14 protein-coding genes are annotated in these 18,931 nt (G+C 50.7%); 8 read left to right on the top strand and 6 right to left on the bottom strand.

What is annotated here, in order from left to right; translation table 11 throughout:
* The first annotated feature begins 32 nt into the window (after nucleotides 1-32).
* Entirely contained in the window at nucleotides 33-626 is a 594-nt protein-coding gene (locus D6M16_RS06820) for an acetate uptake transporter (RefSeq protein WP_120511152.1), read from the top strand.
* A 271-nt stretch (nucleotides 627-897) separates the two neighbouring features.
* Here the strand turns inward: D6M16_RS06820 and D6M16_RS06815 are convergent, their stop codons facing one another.
* The 4 genes from D6M16_RS06815 to pabB all read right to left on the bottom strand — a co-directional run bounded on the left by D6M16_RS06815 (nucleotide 898) and on the right by pabB (nucleotide 5,921).
* On the bottom strand, nucleotides 898-2,259 hold the full coding sequence (locus D6M16_RS06815) for an L-serine ammonia-lyase (protein ID WP_120511151.1): 1,362 nt from the start codon (nucleotides 2,257-2,259) through the stop codon (nucleotides 898-900).
* Nucleotides 2,260-2,439: 180 nt separating this feature from the next.
* Nucleotides 2,440-3,720, bottom strand: a complete 1,281-nt coding sequence (locus D6M16_RS06810) for an HAAAP family serine/threonine permease (RefSeq protein WP_120511150.1) — start codon at nucleotides 3,718-3,720, stop codon at nucleotides 2,440-2,442.
* Nucleotides 3,721-3,888: 168 nt separating this feature from the next.
* On the bottom strand, nucleotides 3,889-4,497 hold the full coding sequence (locus D6M16_RS06805) for a CoA pyrophosphatase (protein WP_120511149.1): 609 nt from the start codon (nucleotides 4,495-4,497) through the stop codon (nucleotides 3,889-3,891).
* Between the two features lie 47 nt (nucleotides 4,498-4,544).
* A complete protein-coding gene (gene pabB, locus D6M16_RS06800) occupies nucleotides 4,545-5,921 on the bottom strand; it encodes an aminodeoxychorismate synthase component 1 (protein ID WP_120511148.1) in 1,377 nt (458 codons plus the stop codon).
* Between the two features lie 218 nt (nucleotides 5,922-6,139).
* Between pabB and D6M16_RS06795 the strand changes: the two genes are divergently transcribed.
* From D6M16_RS06795 to D6M16_RS06780, 4 genes are all read left to right on the top strand, one after another.
* A complete protein-coding gene (locus D6M16_RS06795; protein WP_120511147.1) occupies nucleotides 6,140-7,654 on the top strand; it encodes a fumarate hydratase in 1,515 nt (504 codons plus the stop codon).
* 187 nt (nucleotides 7,655-7,841) lie between these two features.
* Nucleotides 7,842-8,876, top strand: a complete 1,035-nt coding sequence (locus tag D6M16_RS06790; RefSeq protein ID WP_120511146.1) for an efflux RND transporter periplasmic adaptor subunit — start codon at nucleotides 7,842-7,844, stop codon at nucleotides 8,874-8,876.
* A 1-nt stretch (nucleotide 8,877) separates the two neighbouring features.
* The gene (locus D6M16_RS06785; protein ID WP_120511145.1) at nucleotides 8,878-9,966 is read left to right on the top strand and encodes an efflux RND transporter periplasmic adaptor subunit; all 1,089 of its coding nucleotides are present in this window, start codon (nucleotides 8,878-8,880) and stop codon (nucleotides 9,964-9,966) included.
* Entirely contained in the window at nucleotides 9,966-13,067 is a 3,102-nt protein-coding gene (locus D6M16_RS06780; RefSeq protein ID WP_120511144.1) for an efflux RND transporter permease subunit, read from the top strand. The genes D6M16_RS06785 and D6M16_RS06780 overlap by 1 nt, the downstream gene beginning before the upstream one ends.
* A gap of 81 nt (nucleotides 13,068-13,148) precedes the next feature.
* On the opposite strand, the gene D6M16_RS06775 is transcribed toward D6M16_RS06780, so the two are convergent.
* Together D6M16_RS06775 and pyrC are read right to left on the bottom strand one after the other, a co-directional pair.
* A complete protein-coding gene (locus tag D6M16_RS06775) occupies nucleotides 13,149-14,384 on the bottom strand; it encodes a cation:proton antiporter (protein ID WP_120511143.1) in 1,236 nt (411 codons plus the stop codon).
* Between the two features lie 136 nt (nucleotides 14,385-14,520).
* Entirely contained in the window at nucleotides 14,521-15,552 is a 1,032-nt protein-coding gene (gene pyrC / locus D6M16_RS06770) for a dihydroorotase (RefSeq protein WP_120511142.1), read from the bottom strand.
* Nucleotides 15,553-15,829: 277 nt separating this feature from the next.
* Here pyrC and D6M16_RS06765 point away from each other — a divergent pair, with 277 nt between their 5' ends.
* From D6M16_RS06765 to D6M16_RS06755, 3 genes are read left to right on the top strand one after another with little or no spacing between them, the layout of a single operon-like run.
* Nucleotides 15,830-16,150, top strand: a complete 321-nt coding sequence (locus D6M16_RS06765) for a (2Fe-2S)-binding protein (protein ID WP_120511141.1) — start codon at nucleotides 15,830-15,832, stop codon at nucleotides 16,148-16,150.
* Nucleotides 16,143-17,525 (top strand): NAD(P)/FAD-dependent oxidoreductase, encoded by a 1,383-nt coding sequence (locus tag D6M16_RS06760; RefSeq protein ID WP_120511140.1) that lies wholly within the window; start codon nucleotides 16,143-16,145, stop codon nucleotides 17,523-17,525. The genes D6M16_RS06765 and D6M16_RS06760 overlap by 8 nt, the downstream gene beginning before the upstream one ends.
* On the top strand, nucleotides 17,525-18,814 hold the full coding sequence (locus tag D6M16_RS06755; RefSeq protein ID WP_120511139.1) for an NAD(P)/FAD-dependent oxidoreductase: 1,290 nt from the start codon (nucleotides 17,525-17,527) through the stop codon (nucleotides 18,812-18,814). The genes D6M16_RS06760 and D6M16_RS06755 overlap by 1 nt, the downstream gene beginning before the upstream one ends.
* Nucleotides 18,815-18,931 lie beyond the last annotated feature (117 nt).

Below are 18,931 nucleotides of genomic sequence, written 5' to 3'. Positions count from 1 at the left end.
CTTTTATTTAAATTTTCCTGTAGGGGAATAAAATGTCTACGAATTTTGCAAATCCAGCACCTTTAGGATTGATGGGCTTTGGTATGACCACCATTTTGCTGAACATCCACAATGCAGGCTTTTTCCCATTGAACTCAATGATTCTGGCTATGGGGATTTTTTATGGCGGTCTGGCTCAAATCCTTGTCGGTATGATGTGTTTTAAGCGTGGTGATACATTCGGTACGACGTCTTTCACTTCTTACGGTCTGTTCTGGCTGACACTGGTTGGTCTGATTGTGATGCCGTACATGGGGCTGCCTGCCGCACCTGCAGAGTTCATGGCATGGTATCTGCTGCTGTGGGGCGTATTTACCGCGTTTATGTTTGTCGGTTCACTGAATTACCCACGTGCCAAGCAATTTGTGTTTGCCTCGTTAACAGTGTTGTTCTTCCTGCTGGCAGCACGCGATTTCACTGGCAGTGCCCTGATTGGCACCATTGCGGGTTTTGAAGGCATCATCTGTGGCGCGAGTGCGATTTATTTTGCAATGGCTCAGGTACTGAACCATGAGTTCGGCCGCACTATCCTGCCAATCGGCGAGCGCAAAGTGGCGGCAGTGGAGCCTCTCAAAGCAGCAGCATAACTTTTTTAAATCTTATATTTACTGCTTACCCCGTGCTGTCAGGTGCGGGGTTTTTTTATGCCGTTTTCCGGCTGGCGTTATATCGCATTGCGATGAAGAAAGCAGGATTCCATCCCCTGGCTGCGGCAAAACAATGGTGGGGTGATCGCGTTATAAGCAAGCAGGGCAGTGGGTTGGCGGAGACCGATACGACAGGACACAGAATACCGAGAATAAAAAAGGAGGCTTAAGGCCTCCTTTAACGTATTAGTCTGATAGCCCTTTATTAGGGTTAGCAGATCACTTTAATCGCCAGGCCACCCTGAGAGGTCTCACGGTACTTGGCATTCATGTCTTTACCGGTTTCCAGCATGGTCTCGATCACTTTGTCCAGCGATACGCGTGGCTCGGAAGCACGACGTAGTGCCATCCGGGATGCGTTGATCGATTTCACTGCCGCAATACCGTTTCGCTCGATACAAGGAACCTGCACCTGACCGGCAACCGGGTCACAAGTCAGACCCAGGTTGTGCTCCATCGCGATTTCCGCCGCCATACAGACCTGCTCCGGGCTAGCGCCCATCAGCTCGGCCAAGCCAGCTGCTGCCATAGAACAGGCAACGCCCACTTCACCCTGACAACCAACTTCTGCGCCAGAGATAGAAGCATTACGCTTATACAGACCACCGATTGCACCGGAAGCGGCGAAGTAACGGATATATTCTTTCTCGCTGACCGGCTGAATGAACTTATCATAGTAAGCCAGTACCGCAGGGATAATACCGCAAGCACCGTTAGTTGGTGCGGTAACTACCCGGCCACCTGCTGCGTTTTCTTCATTCACAGCAAAGGCGTACATGTTAACCCAGTCAACGACTGTCATCGGGTCGGTGTTGGTACGCTCTGAAGTAATCAGTTGCTGGCGCAGAGCCGCTGCACGACGAGGCACACGCAGTGGGCCAGGCAGAATGCCTTCTTCGTTCATGCCACGATCCATACAATCCTGCATGGTTTTCCAGATTTTAGCGAAGTAATCTTTAATTTCGTCTTCTGTGTTCATGGCACGTTGGTTGGCCATGACGATAGAACTCATGGAGCGACCGCTTTCTTTGCAGTGCTGAACCAGTTCCTGTGCCGAGGTAAACGGATACGGAACTTTGATTTCGGACTCTTCTTCTTTACCGAAGTTTTCTTCATCAACAATGAAGCCGCCACCGATAGAGTAGTAAGTCTTGCTGTAAATTTTGTCTTCACCAGCCCATGCATGAATACTCATGCCATTTTCGTGCAGGGAAAGATTGGTGTTATGAAAATTCATCCCGCCATCACGTGGGAAATCAACGGTGTGAATGTTACCAGCAATAGGAAGACGCTCGGTTTCGCCAACGCTGGCGATAAACCCAGGGATGCTGTCGATATCAACAGTTTCAGGACTGTTGCCAGCCAGGCCCATGATAATGGCAATGTCTGTGTGGTGGCCTTTACCTGTCAGAGACAGAGAGCCATACACATCAACGGTGACTTTTGTCACATCATTGATCTTGCCCATTTCACGCAGGTTATCGACAAACTCTTTACCTGCTTTCATCGGACCTACAGTGTGCGAACTGGAAGGACCCACACCAATTTTGAAGATATCAAAAATACTGATCATGCGTAGTACCTCAGTCGGGGAAGCGATCTTGCCTCGGCCCGGGACTGTTATCTTTTTATGAACTCCCGCCCCTTCCTTGGCGAGTATAGTCAAAACAAAAGAGCAGGTGCTGAAAGCTCCCCTGCTCTTAAGTATCGGTTCTTTTACGTATTTTGTCAGTAATGCTGTACAGGCGAGAGGTTAGAAAAACAGCCCGTACATAATGGCTGAAATCGCAATCAGGCCCATGAGTGTGACAAATACGTTGCTTACCGCGCCCTTGTACTTCTGCATTGCCGGTACTTTATGTACGGCATACATAGGCATCAGGAACAAGATTGTCGCAATAATCGGGCCGCCTAATGTTTCAATCATCCCAAGAATACTAGGATTAACTGTTGCGACCAACCAGATAGTAGCAATCATGAAGACAACGGTAAATTTGTCAATATTCTTTTCGTTAACTTGCTTACCAGCCGACTTTAATTGTTTAGAAACTAGACCATTCAGACCTTCACGTGCCCCCAGGTAGTGGCCGAAGAAAGATGAAACGATAGCCACAAATGCTACAACCGGACCCAGGTATGAAATAAATGGACTGTCGTGTTTGTTGGCCAGGTAAGACAGGATTGCCAGGTTTTCCGCTTTCGCTTGTGCCAGATCCTGAGGGGTCAGGCTCAGTACGCAGGAGAACACGAAGAACATGACAAAGCCCAGCAACATGAAGGCAGCGCGTGCCAGAATGCGGGACGCCTTTTCTTCCGCCTGCTCACCGTGTTCGCGAGCTTGTGCCTGCGAGAAAGCTGAGATAATAGGGCTGTGGTTAAACGAAAAGACCAGTACAGGAATAGTAATCCACAAAGTGACGGCAAAATCACCCATGGAAGGCAGGGTATCCAGGCTGACAGAAGCCAAGTTCCACTCAGGGATCAGATATACCGACATAAACAGCAGTATGCCCACCAGCGGGTAAACCAGAAACTGAGTGACTTTCAGCATCAGTTTTTCACCGGCAATCATCACGGACATCATGCCCAGAATCAAAATGATAGACAGTAAAGCCCGCGGCATGGATGCCATGCCAAGCTGGTTGACCATGAAGGAATCGACAGTATTGGTGATACCGACACCATAAATCAGCACAATCGGGTAAATGGCAAAGAAGTAGAGCAGGGTGATTAATTTACCGGCACTGGCGCCAAAGTGTTCTTCCACCACTTCAGTAATGTCACTGCCGGGTTTCGCGGAAGACAGTACAAAACGCGCCAGACCGCGGTGCGCGAAGTAAGTCATCGGGCCGATCAGCAGTGTCATCGCCAGCAGTGGCCAGAAGCCGCTCATACCCGCATTGATTGGCAGAAACAGGATACCGGCACCAACTGCCGTACCAAAAAGGGAAAGCACCCAGGTTGTATCTTGTGCAGTCCAGCGGCTTTTGGGCGCAGTGGAGGCAGCAGATACAGATGCAGTTTTTGTTTGCATAAGTTAGTCCAACATTTAATAGGGAACAGGAACCGGGGTATTTTCGCTTATTTAAGGCGTGAAAAAATGATCTGTGAAAAAACTCGCTCACTATTTAACATTTGTTGCAAGGAAATGAGAGTTTGATCACCTAAAGAGTCGCTATTTATGTCGCAGATGGCGAAAGGTTCAGCGATTGTCTACCCAGATTTGATGTGACAGGGCTTTGACTATCTGAGCCGTCGCGCCCCAGATGGAATATTTCTGATAAGGAATGGCATAAATGGTGTGTTCCTTACCTTTGAAGGTAAAACGCTGGGTGCGCATATTGCGGGGATTGAGCAAGAAGGTAACCGGAACTTCAAATATGCTGTCGACTTCGTTGGGATCGAGCACGGGTTGGTAGCTGGCCGGCACAGTAGATAAAAACGGCGTCACCATATAACCACTGAGGGTCGGAAGGGCGGGTAATTTACCCAGAATGTCTTTTTTATCACACAGTATGCCGATTTCTTCCTGTGTTTCCCGGATGGCGGTATTCATCAGTTCGCCGTCTTGTGTTTCAAAGCGGCCGCCCGGAAATGCTACCTGTCCCGGGTGGTGTTTCAGATGGTTTGCCCGTCGGGTCAGTATCACATGATAGCCGTCATGTCTTGCCACCAGAGGGATCATCACAGCTGCCGGCTTCAGACGGCTGCTGTTTGGCAACAATTGCTGGATACGTCTCTGATGGCTTCGGTCATACTGACCCGGCTGCGCAAGCAGGAAGCGGCTTAGCATGTGATGCTGAACTAACATGTGGTATCTCTGATGGCGCCCCCTCCCGGCAGTTTGTTGAGGGTCTGTTATAAGATTGGCAGAATTTTGCTCAGCTTGTCCAGCGTTTCCTGGTATTCGCTCTGAGCCTCACTGTCGGCTACCACGCCGCCACCGGCCCAGGCATAAATCTGCTTCTCTGCCGCAATCAGCGTCCGGATCGTGATGCTGGTATCCATCTGGCCGCAGCGGCTGATGTAACCAATACTGCCGCAGTACACGCTGCGTCTGTGCGGCTCCAGTTCTTCGATAATTTCCATGGCGCGGACTTTCGGCGCCCCCGTGATAGAACCGCCTGGAAAGCAAGCTCTGAGCAGATCTGTTGCACAATGCTGAGTGGGATCCATATCAGCCGTGACCGTGCTGACTAAGTGATGGACGGCCGGAAAGCTTTCAATAGCAAACAGGCTCGGAACACGAACCGTTCCCGGTGATGCTACCCGACCGATATCATTGCGCAGCAAATCGACTATCATCAAATTCTCCGCCCTGTCTTTATTTGCGTGTTTCAGATCATCGGCATTGGCCTGATCGGTGACAGGATCGGCTGAACGTGGGCGAGTGCCCTTAATGGGCTTGGTTTCAATCCTGTTGTCTTTGAGTTTCAGAAAACGCTCCGGTGACACAGACAATACGGCGGCCTGCTCAAGACGGATAAAGGCTGAAAAGGGGGTGCCATTATGGCTTTCCAGTTTCAGGTAAGCCTGCCATTCATCCCCCTGATAACCCGCACTGAAGCGTTGGGCAAGGTTAATCTGATAACAGTCACCCGCAGTCAGGTAATCCTGTACCTGATTGAATTTCCGGGTATAGCTGTCGAGCGTCATATTGGCCTGCCAGTCAGTAGTTAGCCGAAAGGTATCCCGCTGGTCAGACTGAGAGGAGCGCTGTGCCTGCAGCCACTGCAATCGCGCTGAGGTATCCGGCGCCACCAGCGAGAGTTGCCGGGTATGGTGGTCAGCAATTAACGCCCAGTCATACAAGCCCACAGCCATATCCGGCGCCTTGATATCCTGAATGGCCAGGGTTGGGATTTTCTCGACCTGCCGGCCCAGATCGTAAGCAAAGTACCCCACAGCACCACCGGTAAAAGGGAGATCGTCGATGGCAGTACAGGCTGGCAACAATTCGGACTGCAGCGCGTGCAGTAATGAAAACGGGTCCTGATCTGAACTGTGTTGCTTGCCGGTTGCATGAGTGATCACACTGATACCGTCGCGGGTTTCAATGGTCGCCAGCGGGCTGGCAACCAGAATGTCATAACGATTGTCAGGGTGGCCTTGCGCTGCTGAACGCAGCAGCATAGCCCAAGGGGAGGTAGAAAGTGGTTCGAACCAGTCCAGAATAGCATTCTGGCTATAGTCCAGATGTATCACCTGGAGTTGAGAGACAGCAGAATATTTCATTTTCTTTTTTGTGACAGGTGTTCGATTGGCGCATAGCGCGAGATTGCGGGCAAGAGTATCATAGAAACAAATACGACGTCTGCATCGCGGCTTTATCCGGTGCATTGATGATTCAGCCCAAGATTCCGGTCTGCCTCTGACACCCTACCATAGATACAGTCCGGGTCAGACCCGTCAATTTGCAGGCGCGTATACGACAATAAGCAACGAGGGCAACTATGACCGTCATCCGTAAAGAAGATGTTATCAGCAGTGTGGCAGATGCGCTGCAATACATTTCCTACTACCATCCGCTGGATTTTGTACAGGCTCTTGAAAAGGCTTACCACAAAGAGCAGAGCCAGGCCGCGAAAGATGCCATGGCACAGATTCTGATTAACTCTCGTATGTCCGCCGAAGGCCATCGTCCGATTTGCCAGGACACAGGTATTGTCACCTGTTTCGTGAAAATTGGTATGAACGTGCAGTGGGAGAGCGATCTGACCGTTCAGGAAATGATTGATGAAGGCGTGCGTCAGGCATACAACAACCCGATCAATCCTTTGCGGGCATCGGTTGTCGCGGATCCTGCCGGAGCGCGTATCAACACCAAAGATAATGCCCCTGCCGTTGTCCATATCGATATGGTGCCGGGTAACGAAGTGGAAATTCAGCTGGCAGCCAAAGGTGGCGGTTCAGAGAACAAAACGAAAATGGTGATGCTGAACCCGTCGGATGATATTGCTGAGTGGGTTGAAAAGACGGTGCCACTAATGGGCGCGGGCTGGTGTCCGCCAGGTATGCTTGGCATCGGTATCGGCGGCACGGCTGAAAAAGCCGCGGTATTGGCGAAAGAGTCGCTGATGGAAGCAGTTGATATTCATGAGCTGATAGAGCGCGGACCGCAAAATGCCGAAGAGAAACTGCGTCTGGATATCTACGATCGCGTAAACAAGCTGGGTATCGGCGCCCAGGGCCTTGGCGGCATGACCACCGTACTGGATATCAAAATCAAGACAGCGCCAACACATGCGGCCTCTAAACCTGTGTGTATGATTCCTAACTGTGCGGCAACCCGCCACGTGCACTTCACGTTGGACGGCAGCGGCCCGGCAGAACTGACGCCTCCTAAGCTGGAAGACTGGCCGGAAGTGACCTGGGAAGTGGGTCAGAATGTGCGACGTGTCAATGTCGACAACATCACCAAAGAGGAAATCCAGCAGTGGAAGTCGGGTGAGACCGTGCTGCTGTCCGGTAAAATCCTGACTGGTCGTGATGCTGCCCACAAGCGTATTCAGGAAATGCTGAACAGTGGACAGGGCCTGCCAGAGGGTGTGGACTTCAACAATCGTTTCATTTATTACGTGGGTCCTGTGGATGCCGTTGGCGACGAAGCCGTCGGGCCTGCCGGTCCGACAACGTCCACGCGCATGGATAAATTTACCGACATGATGCTGGCTGAAACCGGCCTGATCGGCATGATAGGTAAAGCAGAGCGCGGCCCTGTAGCTATCGAGTCGATTAAAAATCACAAGGCAGTGTATTTAATGGCAGTCGGTGGTGCGGCCTATCTGGTGGCGAAAGCTATCAAGAAATCGCGCGTTGTGGCGTTTGAAGATCTGGGGATGGAAGCTATCTATGAATTTGAAGTGCAGGATATGCCTGTCACAGTAGCCGTCGACTCAGACGGTGTGAATGCGCATCAGACCGGCCCTGACATCTGGAAAGTCAAAATTGCTGAAATGGATGCGTAACACGCCTGAAGTGCTATCTGTTGAAATAATTTGAAATAAAAAGGAGCTGTATGGCTCCTTTTTTTTGCACTGGTTTAACCTTTGATTAAGGAAGTAGGCAATAAAATGGCATTTTTTTGCTATGTTAATGCGTAGCTGAATACAAAATGTTGAAAATATTATACCTATTGAATTGGAGAGGCATTGAATGAGGTTCACTTTGCTGGCCCTGACGCTGTCGGTGAGTATGCTCACCGGTTGCAGTGAGGAAACAAAATCTGTGCCCGAACCCGTATCCCGGCCGGTTAAGTTGATAACTGTTGATGTCGGTGGCAGTCAGAGCTATCGGACATTTCCCGCCCAGGTGGAAGCCGGCGATAAAGCGGTGCTGGCATTCCGGGTCTCGGGGGTGCTGGAAAGTGTGGATGTGCGCGATGGCGAAGATGTGAAAAAAGGCCAGCGTCTGGCGAAGCTGAAAACGGACGAACTGGAGTTGCTGGTTGAACAAGCCAAAGCTAACTACAACCTTGCTCAGGTTCAGTACAAACGAAATGCTGAATTGTTGAAAACCAATGTGGTGTCCGAACTGGATTTTGACCAGTCAACGGCAGCCAGAAATCAGGCCAGAGCGGAATTGGACAAACAGGAAGCCAACCTGAAATACGCCACCCTGATTGCGCCTTACGATGGAGTCGTCTCTATTTCAATGGCCAACAATTATGAATATGTTTCGGCGAAACAGCCTGTAATGCATATTCAGAGTGAAGGGTTGCTGAATGTCAGTTTCCAGTTACCCCAGCAACTGCTTAACCGTATGCGAGGCGGTACTGAGCGGTCTGCTCAGGTGATTTTCGATACCATCCCGGATCAGGTGTTCCAGGCCAATCTGAAGGAAATTGATACCGAAGCCGATACCAAAACCTCCAGTTACCAGGTCACACTCACCATGGAAAAACCCGTTGATCAAAACCTGCTTCCCGGCATGGCAGGGCAAGTGAAAATTGCGTTACCGCAAACAGGTACGGGTTCTTTACCAGCGCGGGCGATTGTGAAGGAAAACGGCAGCACTTATGTATGGCGGGTGGCTGACGATGGCAAAGTCAGCAAAGTTGAAGTGGTGCTGGATGAACAATCCCGTGTGGTCAGCGGGTTAGAAGACGGTGCAGTTATTGCCGCGTCTGGCGTGACTGAGCTGGAAGAAGGTCAGATCGTGCGTGAATGGGTGAAGGAGCGGGGTCTCTGAGATGAAAAGTACCATATTACGTTCGGCTTTCTGGGTATTACCGTGGTTGCTCATTGGGTGTGGTCAGGAACCGCAGTCCGAGCCAAAGGCTTCACAATCTGTGAGCGTCTATCAGGTGGGACTGGAGCAAAGCTCACCGATTTTATCTTTTCCGGCCGTCGCGGCGGCGGCAGATAAATCTGTGCTGTCTTTTCGTCTTGCCGGTGAAGTGATCAAGGTCAACGTCAAGCCGGGCGAGTTTGTGAAAAAAGGCCAGTTGCTGGCGCAACTTGATCCGACTGATTATCAGCTGACGGTCAATGATGCGCAGGCGAAATTCAGTCTGGCGGACAGCCAGTATCGCCGCTCGGCAACACTGGTTAAGCAAGGTTATCTGGCTCAGTCGCAGTTCGATGAATTGGCTGCACAACGGCAAATTGCGCTGGCGAGGCTTAACCTTGCCAAGTTACGTCTGACATTCACTGCATTGCACGCCCCTTTCAGCGGGGTGATCTCTCGTGTACCTGTTGAACAGTTTGAAAACGTGCAGGTGGGCGAGGCTGTGATGAATATCCATAGCGCGACTGATGTGGATATCCTGATCCAGGCCCCGGACATGATTTACTCAAAAAGCACCGCCAGCCAAGTACAAAATAAGCGGCCGGGAACAAAAGTGATACTGGATGACGGGACAGAATATACCGCGTATCTGAAAGAGTTTACGACAGAGCCGGATCCTGAGCTCGGCTCATTCAAAGTCACACTTACCATGCCAATGCCCAAAGAGCAGTTCATTCTTGATGGCACTTCGGTCGAGGTAAAAGTGGACGGACAAAAAATACAGGTTTATCGCTCTGATGAAGCGGTGATTCCTCTGAGTGCCGTGTTTAATGAAGATGGCGATGCTATCAACCCTGCCAATAAATTCGTGTGGGTAGTCAATGACGATAATACAGTGACCAAGCGCCAGATTGTGACAGATAAAGTCGTCCCGGATGGTGTGCGTATTATGTCAGGATTGCAGGAAGGCGACGTGATTGTGACTGAAGGTGTCAACCGCCTCCGTGATGGTCAGCATGTGACTGTTGTGGATCAGGAGGCTGCGAAATAATGAAACAAGATATAGCCACATACTTTATTAAAAACAAAGTCATCAGTTGGATGCTGACTCTGATCTTTCTGATCGGCGGGACAATGGCATTTCTGGAATTAGGCCGGCTGGAAGATCCTGAGTTTACGATCAAAGACGCCATGGTGGTGACCTCTTACCCTGGTGCGACAGCGCAGCAGGTTGAAGAAGAGGTAACCTATCCGATCGAGAAGGCTATCGGTCAGCTTCCTTATGTCGATGAAGTTAACTCTATTTCAAGCCGCGATTTGTCTCAGATCACAGTGACCATGAAAAACAATTATGGACCGGACGATCTGCCGCAGATCTGGGATGAACTGCGCCGTAAGGTGAATGACCTGAAACCCAGCCTGCCACCCGGTGTCGGGGTGCCCAAAGTAGTGGATGACTTTGGTGATGTATACGGCATTTTACTGGCTGTGACCGGCGATGGTTATACCTATCGTGAACTCAACGATTATGTTGATTATCTTCGCCGGGAGCTCGAACTGGTTAATGGTGTGGGCAAAGTACAGGTCACGGGTACGCAGCAAGAGCAGGTATTTATTGAAATATCTATGCAGCGGCTGAGTAACCTGGGTATCTCACCGGATACAATTTACGGCACCTTGCAGCAGCAAAATCTGGTGACCAGTTCTGGCGCTATTCGCGTCGGGGATGAGTATATTCGAGTTCAGACCACAGGTGAATTTCAGAATGCGGATGCGCTGGGCGATCTGATCATTAAAGATTCCGGCTCTCAGGGGCTGATTTACCTCAGAGATGTCGCCACGATCGAGCGCGGGTTTAAGGAAGTTCCGGATAATCTGGTCAGTTATAACGGCAAGCAAGCCCTGAATCTGGGTATCTCTTTTGTTTCCGGTATCAATGTGGTTGAAGGCGGTAAGCGCGTGATGAAGCGTCTTGCTGAACTGAAAGGGCAGCAGCCGGTGGGCATAGATATCGGCGTAGTATACAGCCAGCCGACAGAAGTGGATAAATCGGTCAGCGGCTTTGTAGTGAGCCTGGGCCAGGCCGTTGCGATTGTAATTGTTGTCCTGCTGTTCTTCATGGGATTGCGTTCCGGTCTTCTTATTGGACTGATTCTGCTGTTAACCGTACTTGCCACTTTTGTGTTTATGAAATGGATGGCTATCGACCTGCAGCGCATTTCATTGGGGGCACTGGTAATTGCTTTGGGGATGCTGGTTGATAATGCCATAGTGGTGGTTGAAGGCATACTGATTGGTTTGCAGAAAGGGCGTACACGGCTGCAGGCGGCGTCTGACATAGTCACACAAACCAAATGGCCGCTCCTGGGCGCGACTGTGATTGCTGTCATGGCGTTTGCGCCTATTGGCTTATCGCAGGACTCGACCGGGGAATACACCCGTACTTTGTTTACCGTGCTGCTGATTTCTTTAATGCTGAGCTGGTTTACCGCCATTTCCCTGACGCCTTTCTTCGCCGATTTGTTCTTTAAATCGCAAAAAGTGGCTGAAAGTGCAGAAGAGAATGACGACCCTTACAAAGGCAAGTTTTTTGTGCTGTACCGGCAGTTCCTTGAGCTTTGTATGCGACGCGCCTGGCTGACTGTGATATCGCTGGTGGTCATGCTGGGTGTGAGCCTGTACGGTTTTACACTTATTAAGCAATCTTTCTTCCCTGCCTCCACCTCGCCTATGTTCATGGTGGATATCTGGTTGCCTGAAGGCACCGATATCCGGGCAACCAATGATGTGCTGAAACAGATGCAGCAGCAAATTGAACAAACTGACAGCATTGATTATGTGAGCACCAGTGCGGGTAAAGGCTCACAACGCTTTATGCTGACTTATTCACCCGAAAAAAGTTATGCCGCTTATGGCGAGCTGATTATTCGGGTGAAGCAGTTTGATGATGTGCTGCCGGCTATGTCTCAGGTGCAGGCGATCATTGTTCAGGGCTTCCCGAATGTGGAATATAAGCTCAAGCAAATCATGCTTGGTCCGTCTTCGGGCGCGAAAATCGAAGCCCGGCTGATCGGCCCCGATCCGACGGTACTGCGCGGCCTGGCCAAAGACGTCACTGATATCATGCGGGCTGACGCAGGTACAGCCAACATACGTCACGACTGGCGTGAACGTACTAAAGTACTTGAGCCGGTGTTCAACGAGAGCCAGGCCCGTCGTTACGGTATCACTAAGAAAGATGTCGATGATCTGCTGCAAATGGCATTTTCTGGTCTCTCTGTGGGGATTTACCGCGAGGGCACCACTCTGATGCCGATTGTTGCCAGACTGCCGGAGCAGGAGCGTGTTGATATCAACACCATTGAGGGGATGAAAATCTGGAGTCCGGCTGTTCAGGGATATGTGCCATTGCAGCAAGTGATCTCAGCCGTCAATCTGCGCTGGGAAGATCCGCTCATCGCACGCAAAGACAGAAAGCGGGTGCTGACAGTGATGGCTGACCCTGATCCGTTGGGCGATGAAACTGCCGCCACGGTACAAAAGCGAATCCAGCCGGCAATTGAGGCACTGGACCTGCCGCCAGGTTATGCGTTGGAATGGGGCGGCGAGTACGAGTCATCCGGCGATGCGAAAGCGTCGTTGTTCAGCTCAATGCCAATGGGTTATCTGATGATGTTCCTGATCACCATCTTCCTGTTTAACAAGGTGAAAGAGGCGCTGATCGTGTGGGCGACTGTCCCTCTGGCGGTGATCGGGGTAGCATCCGGCTTGCTGTTGCTGAACACCCCGTTTGGCTTTATGGCCTTACTGGGCTTTTTGAGCTTGTCTGGCATGCTGGTGAAAAACGGCATTGTGCTGTTGGATCAGATCGAAATTGAAATCAGCAGTGGTAAAGAAAAATATCAGGCGGTGGTGGATGCCGCAGTCAGCCGGGTTCGTCCTGTCTGTATGGCAGCAATCACGACTATTCTGGGCATGATTCCGCTACTGCCGGATGTGTTCTTTAAGCCAATGGCAGTGACCATCATGTTCGGTCTGGGCTTTGCGACCATATTGACCCTGATTGTCGTTCCTGTGCTGTACCGCTTGTTCCACAGCGTCCCTTTGCCGGGCCGTGAAGGGGAACCGGTACCAGAAAAACAGCTTGGTTAGTACTTTCATGCTGATTGTCTGAACTTAACACCTGTGTCCTCCCCGCACTTGCGCGGGGAGGACTTTGGGTTGAAGAGAATGTTATGAAGCCGACTCACTGATGGTACGGCGTTGTGCCAGCATACGCTTGGTAATAACCGGATAAACAAGCAGAGAAAACAGAATCATGCTGATTGCCATCGTCAGAAATAACGGTTTGTAACTGAAATCTGTCGGCAGCATCAGGATCAGGGCAATGGATACCGCGCCGCGTGCCCCTGAGAAGTTCAGCAACCAGAAATCAAGCCGTGACAGTTTTTTCGAATCTATGCGCAGTACAGGCAGCATTAGCCAAAGCGAAATAAACCGCGCCGAAAAAAGCAGCGCAATGGATAACAGTATGACAGCGGCGGACAAGATATCGAGAGACAACAGGGTAAACACGCTGGAGCCGAGCAGGAAGAAAAGCAGGGCATTGGCGACATAATCCAGATACTCCCAGATCTCCTGATGTGCCAGGTGGTTGGCATCGTCCTGATAGGGCTTGTAACCGTAGGCCAGTGCCGCGGAAAACACGGCCAGAATGCCGGAAAAATACAACTCTTCTGCCAGCACAAAACTGCCATATGCCAAAGCCAGTGTGATATTGGTTGTTAGGGTGTAATGCCGCTCATGCAGCAATGTCAGCAGCCAGCGTGCCCCACGCCCGAGTACTACACCCACCGCCAAAGCTCCCACCACGTGCGACACTAAACTCAGGCTGCTGCTGGTCAGATCAAATTCAGTGCCGCTGAAAATGACTAACGAGAGAATACTGGCCACAGTGACCACAAAACCGTCGTTCAGTATGGATTCCCCTTCAATCAGCAGTTTCTGGTTTTCGGTCACACTCTGGTTATCTTTGAATAAGGCGCTGATTGCCAAAGGGTCGGTGGCGGAAATGATGACTCCAAACAACAACGCAGGCATGAAGGGTACCCCGAGCAGCCAGTGTATGGCGGCTGCAATCACAAACATGCTGATCAGTATGCCGAAGGAGCCGGCCAGTGACGCGGGGATCAGTACCTGCCTGAAATGAAACAGGCAAATACATTGGGTGGATGAAAACACCAGCAGCGGTACGAAAAGATACAGCACAACATGGGGCTCCAGTACTAAATCCGGCAAATTGGAATCCGGCATTGCGGAAACCGCACCGTAGATCAGTCCCAGCAAGAGGATCCAGGTAATATCTGAAAACAGCCGCCAGCGGTGAGAAAAGAAAAAGATGGCGTTCAGGGCTACCCAGCCCAGCACGGCGAAGATGACAAGTGAGGGGATAGATTCATAACCAGTCACAGGCGTCCCTCCAAAAAGTGATTGTTTTTTATACTTTAATCGTGCTGGAGGATGAAGCAAGCGGATTGTGTAAAATGAGAACAGATTGAATGAAAAAAGCTCCGGGAAAGGAGCCTTTTTACTAGGACAAAACAGATTACTCTGCCACTTTCCAGCTGATCTGTTCACCGGCCCGGATAGGCACCACCTGATCGGCACCGAATTGCATTGTATCCGGCACCGCCCAGCTTTGTTTAGTCAGGGTGATAGTGTCGCGATTGCGAGGCAGGCCGTAGAAGTCAGGGCCATTATGGCTGGCAAAACCTTCCAGTTTGTCGAGTGCGCCTGCCAGCTCGAAAACTTCTGCGTACAGCTCAATAGCAGCATGTGCTGTATAAGATCCGGCACAGCCACAGGCAGCTTCTTTTTTGCCTTTCGCATGCGGCGCTGAATCTGTGCCCAGGAAGAATTTGTTGCTGCCACTGGTGGCTGCTGCAATCAGTGCTTCCTGATGGGTGTTACGCTTTAAAATAGGCAGGCAGTAAAAGTGCGGACGGATGCCGCCAGCCAGCATGTGGTTTCGGTTATACAGTAAATGGTGGGCGGTAATCGTTGCCCCTACGTTTGGCCCGGCATTGTTGACAAAGTCGACCGCATCTTTGGTAGTAATGTGTTCAAGCACCACTTTCAGGTTTGGCATGGCAGCGACAATAGGCGCCAGCACAGTTTCCAGAAAGACTTTTTCACGGTCAAAAATATCCACATCGTGCTTAGTCACTTCGCCATGAATCAGGAGCGGCATGCCCAGTTCCTGCATGGCTTCCATGGTTGGCAGTAGCTTTTTGATGTCAGTGACGCCAGAATCAGAGTTAGTGGTTGCTCCGGCAGGGTAGAGCTTGGCCGCGTATACGTGTCCACTGGCCTTGGCTTTGCGAATCTCGTCAGGTGTTGTGTTATCGGTGAGGTATAGCACCATCAAAGGAGAGAATGTTTCACTTGGCTGAGCAGCCAGAATACGATCACGGTAAGCAAGAGCAGCAGAGGTATCAGTAACGGGAGGAACAAGGTTAGGCATGATGATAGCCCGTCCCATATAACGGCTGATGTCCCGAACTGTATCCTTTAGTACATCGCCATCGCGCAAGTGTACGTGCCAGTCGTCCGGACGTGTGATAGTGATCGACGTCATAGTAGCTCCCTCCAAAAAATTCGCCCGATTCTAAAAGTATGGCGTGGCTAAGTAAAGCCGTATTCCCTATTTACCTCCCCAAATGGCAATCGTTTGCATTCTTTGCGCTGTCTGTGCCGGTGTCGCCGTTAAGCATCGTCTGATCATACAAAACATTGATCAAAAACAACCACAGAATCTGGCTGAGTGGTAGCGTATCTATATGCTTATGGTTTCACTTAAGTTGAGTGCATTCCAGTGGCATTTCTTACCTTACCTACAAAAGACAGAGTATAAAATGGCATCTATAACCAGAACACAAGATATTACGCCGCTAAAAGACAGCACGTTTTGTGTGTCAGTGAATGATATTGAAGTGAAAGCAGTACCCGGTGAAAGTGTATTGAGCACACTATTAGCCAGTGAGTTCAGGCGTTTGATGAAAAACGATTTTGGCGCATCTTCAGGGGCCTTTTGCGGCATGGGCGTTTGCCATTGCTGCCTTGTCGAAATTAATGGCCGTCACAAGCAGCGTGCCTGCCAGACGCTTGTCCAGCCCAGTATGAAAATCCGCACCTGTCGCAATCGCGTTATCGAAGGGGACAGCAACCATGTCTGAGAATATCGTGATTGTCGGTGCTGGCCCTGCCGGTATGTCGATAGCAGCCACCTTGTCGGCATTTGATATACAGTCAACAGTCATTGACGAGTCGCCAAAAGCTGGCGGTGTCATCTATCGAGGTCCCTGGCGGGCAACACAAGCGATGCCGCATCTGGATGAAAACCTGCAGAAGAATATTGCTTTACAGCAGGCTTTGGTGGCGGAGCATCGACACAATGTCGAGCTTCTGACTGAGACGCGGGTGCTTGGCCCGTTAACCGGCAGTCAACTTCTGCTGTCCCGCCATGACAGGCTTTTTACTCAGGACTTTGATTATCTGTTTCTGGCAACGGGTTGTCAGGAACGTAGCATCCCTTTTCCGGGCTGGCAGTTACCGGGTGTGATGCTGGCTGGTGGTATTCAGTTGCAGCTCAAGAGCGGACTGGTTCGCCCCGGTCGGCAGGCGGTAATAACCGGGACAGGCCCGTTATTGATACTGCTTGCCTGTCAGCTTCTTCGCTCAGGAATCGACGTAAAAGGTGTCTATGATGCTGCATCTTTCAGTGAGATGAGTAAGGAGGTGGTCGCACTGCTTAATCGCCCGCAGATAGCACTGGAAGGCCTGTCGCTTCTTGCGTATCTCAGGCTGCATCAAGTACCGGTGAACTATGGCTGGGGGATAGTAAAAGCAAAAGGCAGTACCAGTCTCGAGCGTGTGGCCGTCGCACCCTATAACAGTAACTGGGAAGCCGACCAGCAAAAAATACAATGGATAGACGCCGATTTACTGGGCGTGGGTTATGGGTTTGTTTCCCGGTCCCAGCTGGCTCAGTTAATGGATCTTGAGTTAAGGATGGATGAGTTCAGCGGGTTGATTCCGGTAACAGATGCTTATCAGCGCAGTAGCCGCCGGAATATTTTCTGTGCTGGTGATTCTGCCCGTTTTGCCGGGGCGGATGTTGCCATTGTGGAAGGTCAGATAGCGGCCCTGGCATTGGTGGCTGAACGCTATCCGGACAAAGCGGCAGATCTCAAGGTACGTTTCACTGAGCTGCAGAGGACGCTCAAGCGTTTCTATCGTTTTCGAGGCGCTTTTGACCGTGTGAATCAGCGTAAAAAAGGGCTGTTGAACTTGCCCGACGCCGAGACTGTGATCTGCCGCTGCGAGCAGGTAAAGCGTTCTGATATAGACAAAGCGATTGCTGAAGGCTGCCGGGATAGCGTGAGCCTGAAAATGCGGACCCGTGTCACCATGGGAGACTGCCAGGGTAAAACCTGCAGTCATTATTGTTATGACAGGTTAGCAAATGAAGGCTTTCACCGCGAGCAGGGCCTGTTTCGAGTCAGATTCCCATTAGATCCTGTTCCTTTTGCTGCCATGGAGAGCGAATAATGAAGCACTATGATGTGGTGATTTGCGGTGGTGGGGTTATCGGCAGTGCGGTGGCCTTTGCGTTAAGCCGTAACCGGGATCTGAACATTGCGCTGGTCGATATCAAAAAACCGGGCAATGCGTCCCGCGCCTCTGCCGGCGGATTGTGGGCGATGGGCGAATCAACGGGTCTGGGGTGTGGGGTTATTCTGTTTAAGACGCTGTCTAAACAACTCCGGGAAGGGGGGGAGGTATCAGACATCTCTGACATGAAGCCGCACATCATGCCAAAGCCTTTTTTTGATCTGGCAATGATGTCAAATACCATGTATCCGGCTTTAAATCAGGAGCTGCTGGAGAAACACGGCGTTGATATGAAATATGAAAAAACAGGGCTGAAGTTTGTGCTGTTTGATCAATATGATCGTATTTACGCCGAACATATTGCAGCTGCTGTGCCAGATCGTCAGCAACACATTCGCTGGCTTGATAAAGCCACATTACTGAATGAAGAGCCGAATATAGCACCGGATGCCATTGGTGCAATGGAGTTCGATACCGACCACCAGATCAACCCTTACCGGCTGAATGATGCCTATGTGGAAGCTGCACGGCAGAACGGTGTGGATTTGTACCTCAATACCTCAATCACAGGGATTGAACGACAGGGGCATCGTGTGACAGGCGTGCAGACTTCACGGGGTAAATTAAGCGCCGGTATGGTCATCAATGCCGCCGGGGCTTGGGCGGAGCAGATCAATCTGTGGGCGACAGGCATGCAGATGCCGGTTTTCCCGGTAAAAGGACAGGTGCTGGTGTCTGAAAAAATGCCCAAAATACTGAATAGCTGTATTACCACCAGTGATTGTTATATTGCGCAGAAAGACAATGGTGAGATCCTGATTGGTTCAACCACTGAAGAGTGTGGTTACGATACCAGCACAGATTTGAGTCAGCTTAAATCATTGGCCCGGGGCGCGATGAAGACGATTCCGCAATTGCGCGACATGAACATTAAACGCTGCTGGGCCGGATTGCGTCCCGGCTCCCCGGACGAGTTGCCGATTCTGGGGCCAGTACCCGGTATTGACGGTTATCTGACGGCTTGCGGTCATTTCAGAACCGGTATGCTGACCTCTGCGATTACCGGTAAACTGTTGAATGAACTGGTACGCGGCGAACCAACCAGTGTGGATATCACCCCATTTCTGTTCGAGCGCTTTTTGGATGATAGGATTAGGGGGACAGACACGGCTTACAAGCACGGTCTAAAAGGACAGACACAGGATTTACGAGCAGACGCTGATTAGAAACGACTTATAAGGACAGTCATACTAAGGCAAAACCAAGCGGCGCTTTACTGAATCCGATATATTGCTTTAAAGCGCCGTTAAATGTGCTGGTTTACAGTGTATTTGAATGCCAGG

The organism is Photobacterium salinisoli (assembly GCF_003614885.1).
Lineage (GTDB): Bacteria > Pseudomonadota > Gammaproteobacteria > Enterobacterales > Vibrionaceae > Photobacterium > Photobacterium salinisoli.
The sequence above is the reverse complement of the archived record's forward strand: the minus strand, read 5'-3'. Positions and strand labels throughout refer to the sequence as shown.

Coding starts and splice junctions, on each gene's coding strand:
- D6M16_RS06805 (WP_120511149.1), bottom strand. CDS start 4,497: ATGTTAGTTCAGCATCACATGCTAAGCCGCTTCCTGCTTGCGCAGCCG.
- D6M16_RS06795 (WP_120511147.1), top strand. CDS start 6,140: ATGACCGTCATCCGTAAAGAAGATGTTATCAGCAGTGTGGCAGATGCG.
- D6M16_RS06780 (WP_120511144.1), top strand. CDS start 9,966: ATGAAACAAGATATAGCCACATACTTTATTAAAAACAAAGTCATCAGT.
- D6M16_RS06785 (WP_120511145.1), top strand. CDS start 8,878: ATGAAAAGTACCATATTACGTTCGGCTTTCTGGGTATTACCGTGGTTG.
- D6M16_RS06820 (WP_120511152.1), top strand. CDS start 33: ATGTCTACGAATTTTGCAAATCCAGCACCTTTAGGATTGATGGGCTTT.
- pabB (WP_120511148.1), bottom strand. CDS start 5,921: ATGAAATATTCTGCTGTCTCTCAACTCCAGGTGATACATCTGGACTAT.
- pyrC (WP_120511142.1), bottom strand. CDS start 15,552: ATGACGTCGATCACTATCACACGTCCGGACGACTGGCACGTACACTTG.
- D6M16_RS06760 (WP_120511140.1), top strand. CDS start 16,143: ATGTCTGAGAATATCGTGATTGTCGGTGCTGGCCCTGCCGGTATGTCG.
- D6M16_RS06790 (WP_120511146.1), top strand. CDS start 7,842: ATGAGGTTCACTTTGCTGGCCCTGACGCTGTCGGTGAGTATGCTCACC.
- D6M16_RS06815 (WP_120511151.1), bottom strand. CDS start 2,259: ATGATCAGTATTTTTGATATCTTCAAAATTGGTGTGGGTCCTTCCAGT.
- D6M16_RS06765 (WP_120511141.1), top strand. CDS start 15,830: ATGGCATCTATAACCAGAACACAAGATATTACGCCGCTAAAAGACAGC.
- D6M16_RS06755 (WP_120511139.1), top strand. CDS start 17,525: ATGAAGCACTATGATGTGGTGATTTGCGGTGGTGGGGTTATCGGCAGT.
- D6M16_RS06810 (WP_120511150.1), bottom strand. CDS start 3,720: ATGCAAACAAAAACTGCATCTGTATCTGCTGCCTCCACTGCGCCCAAA.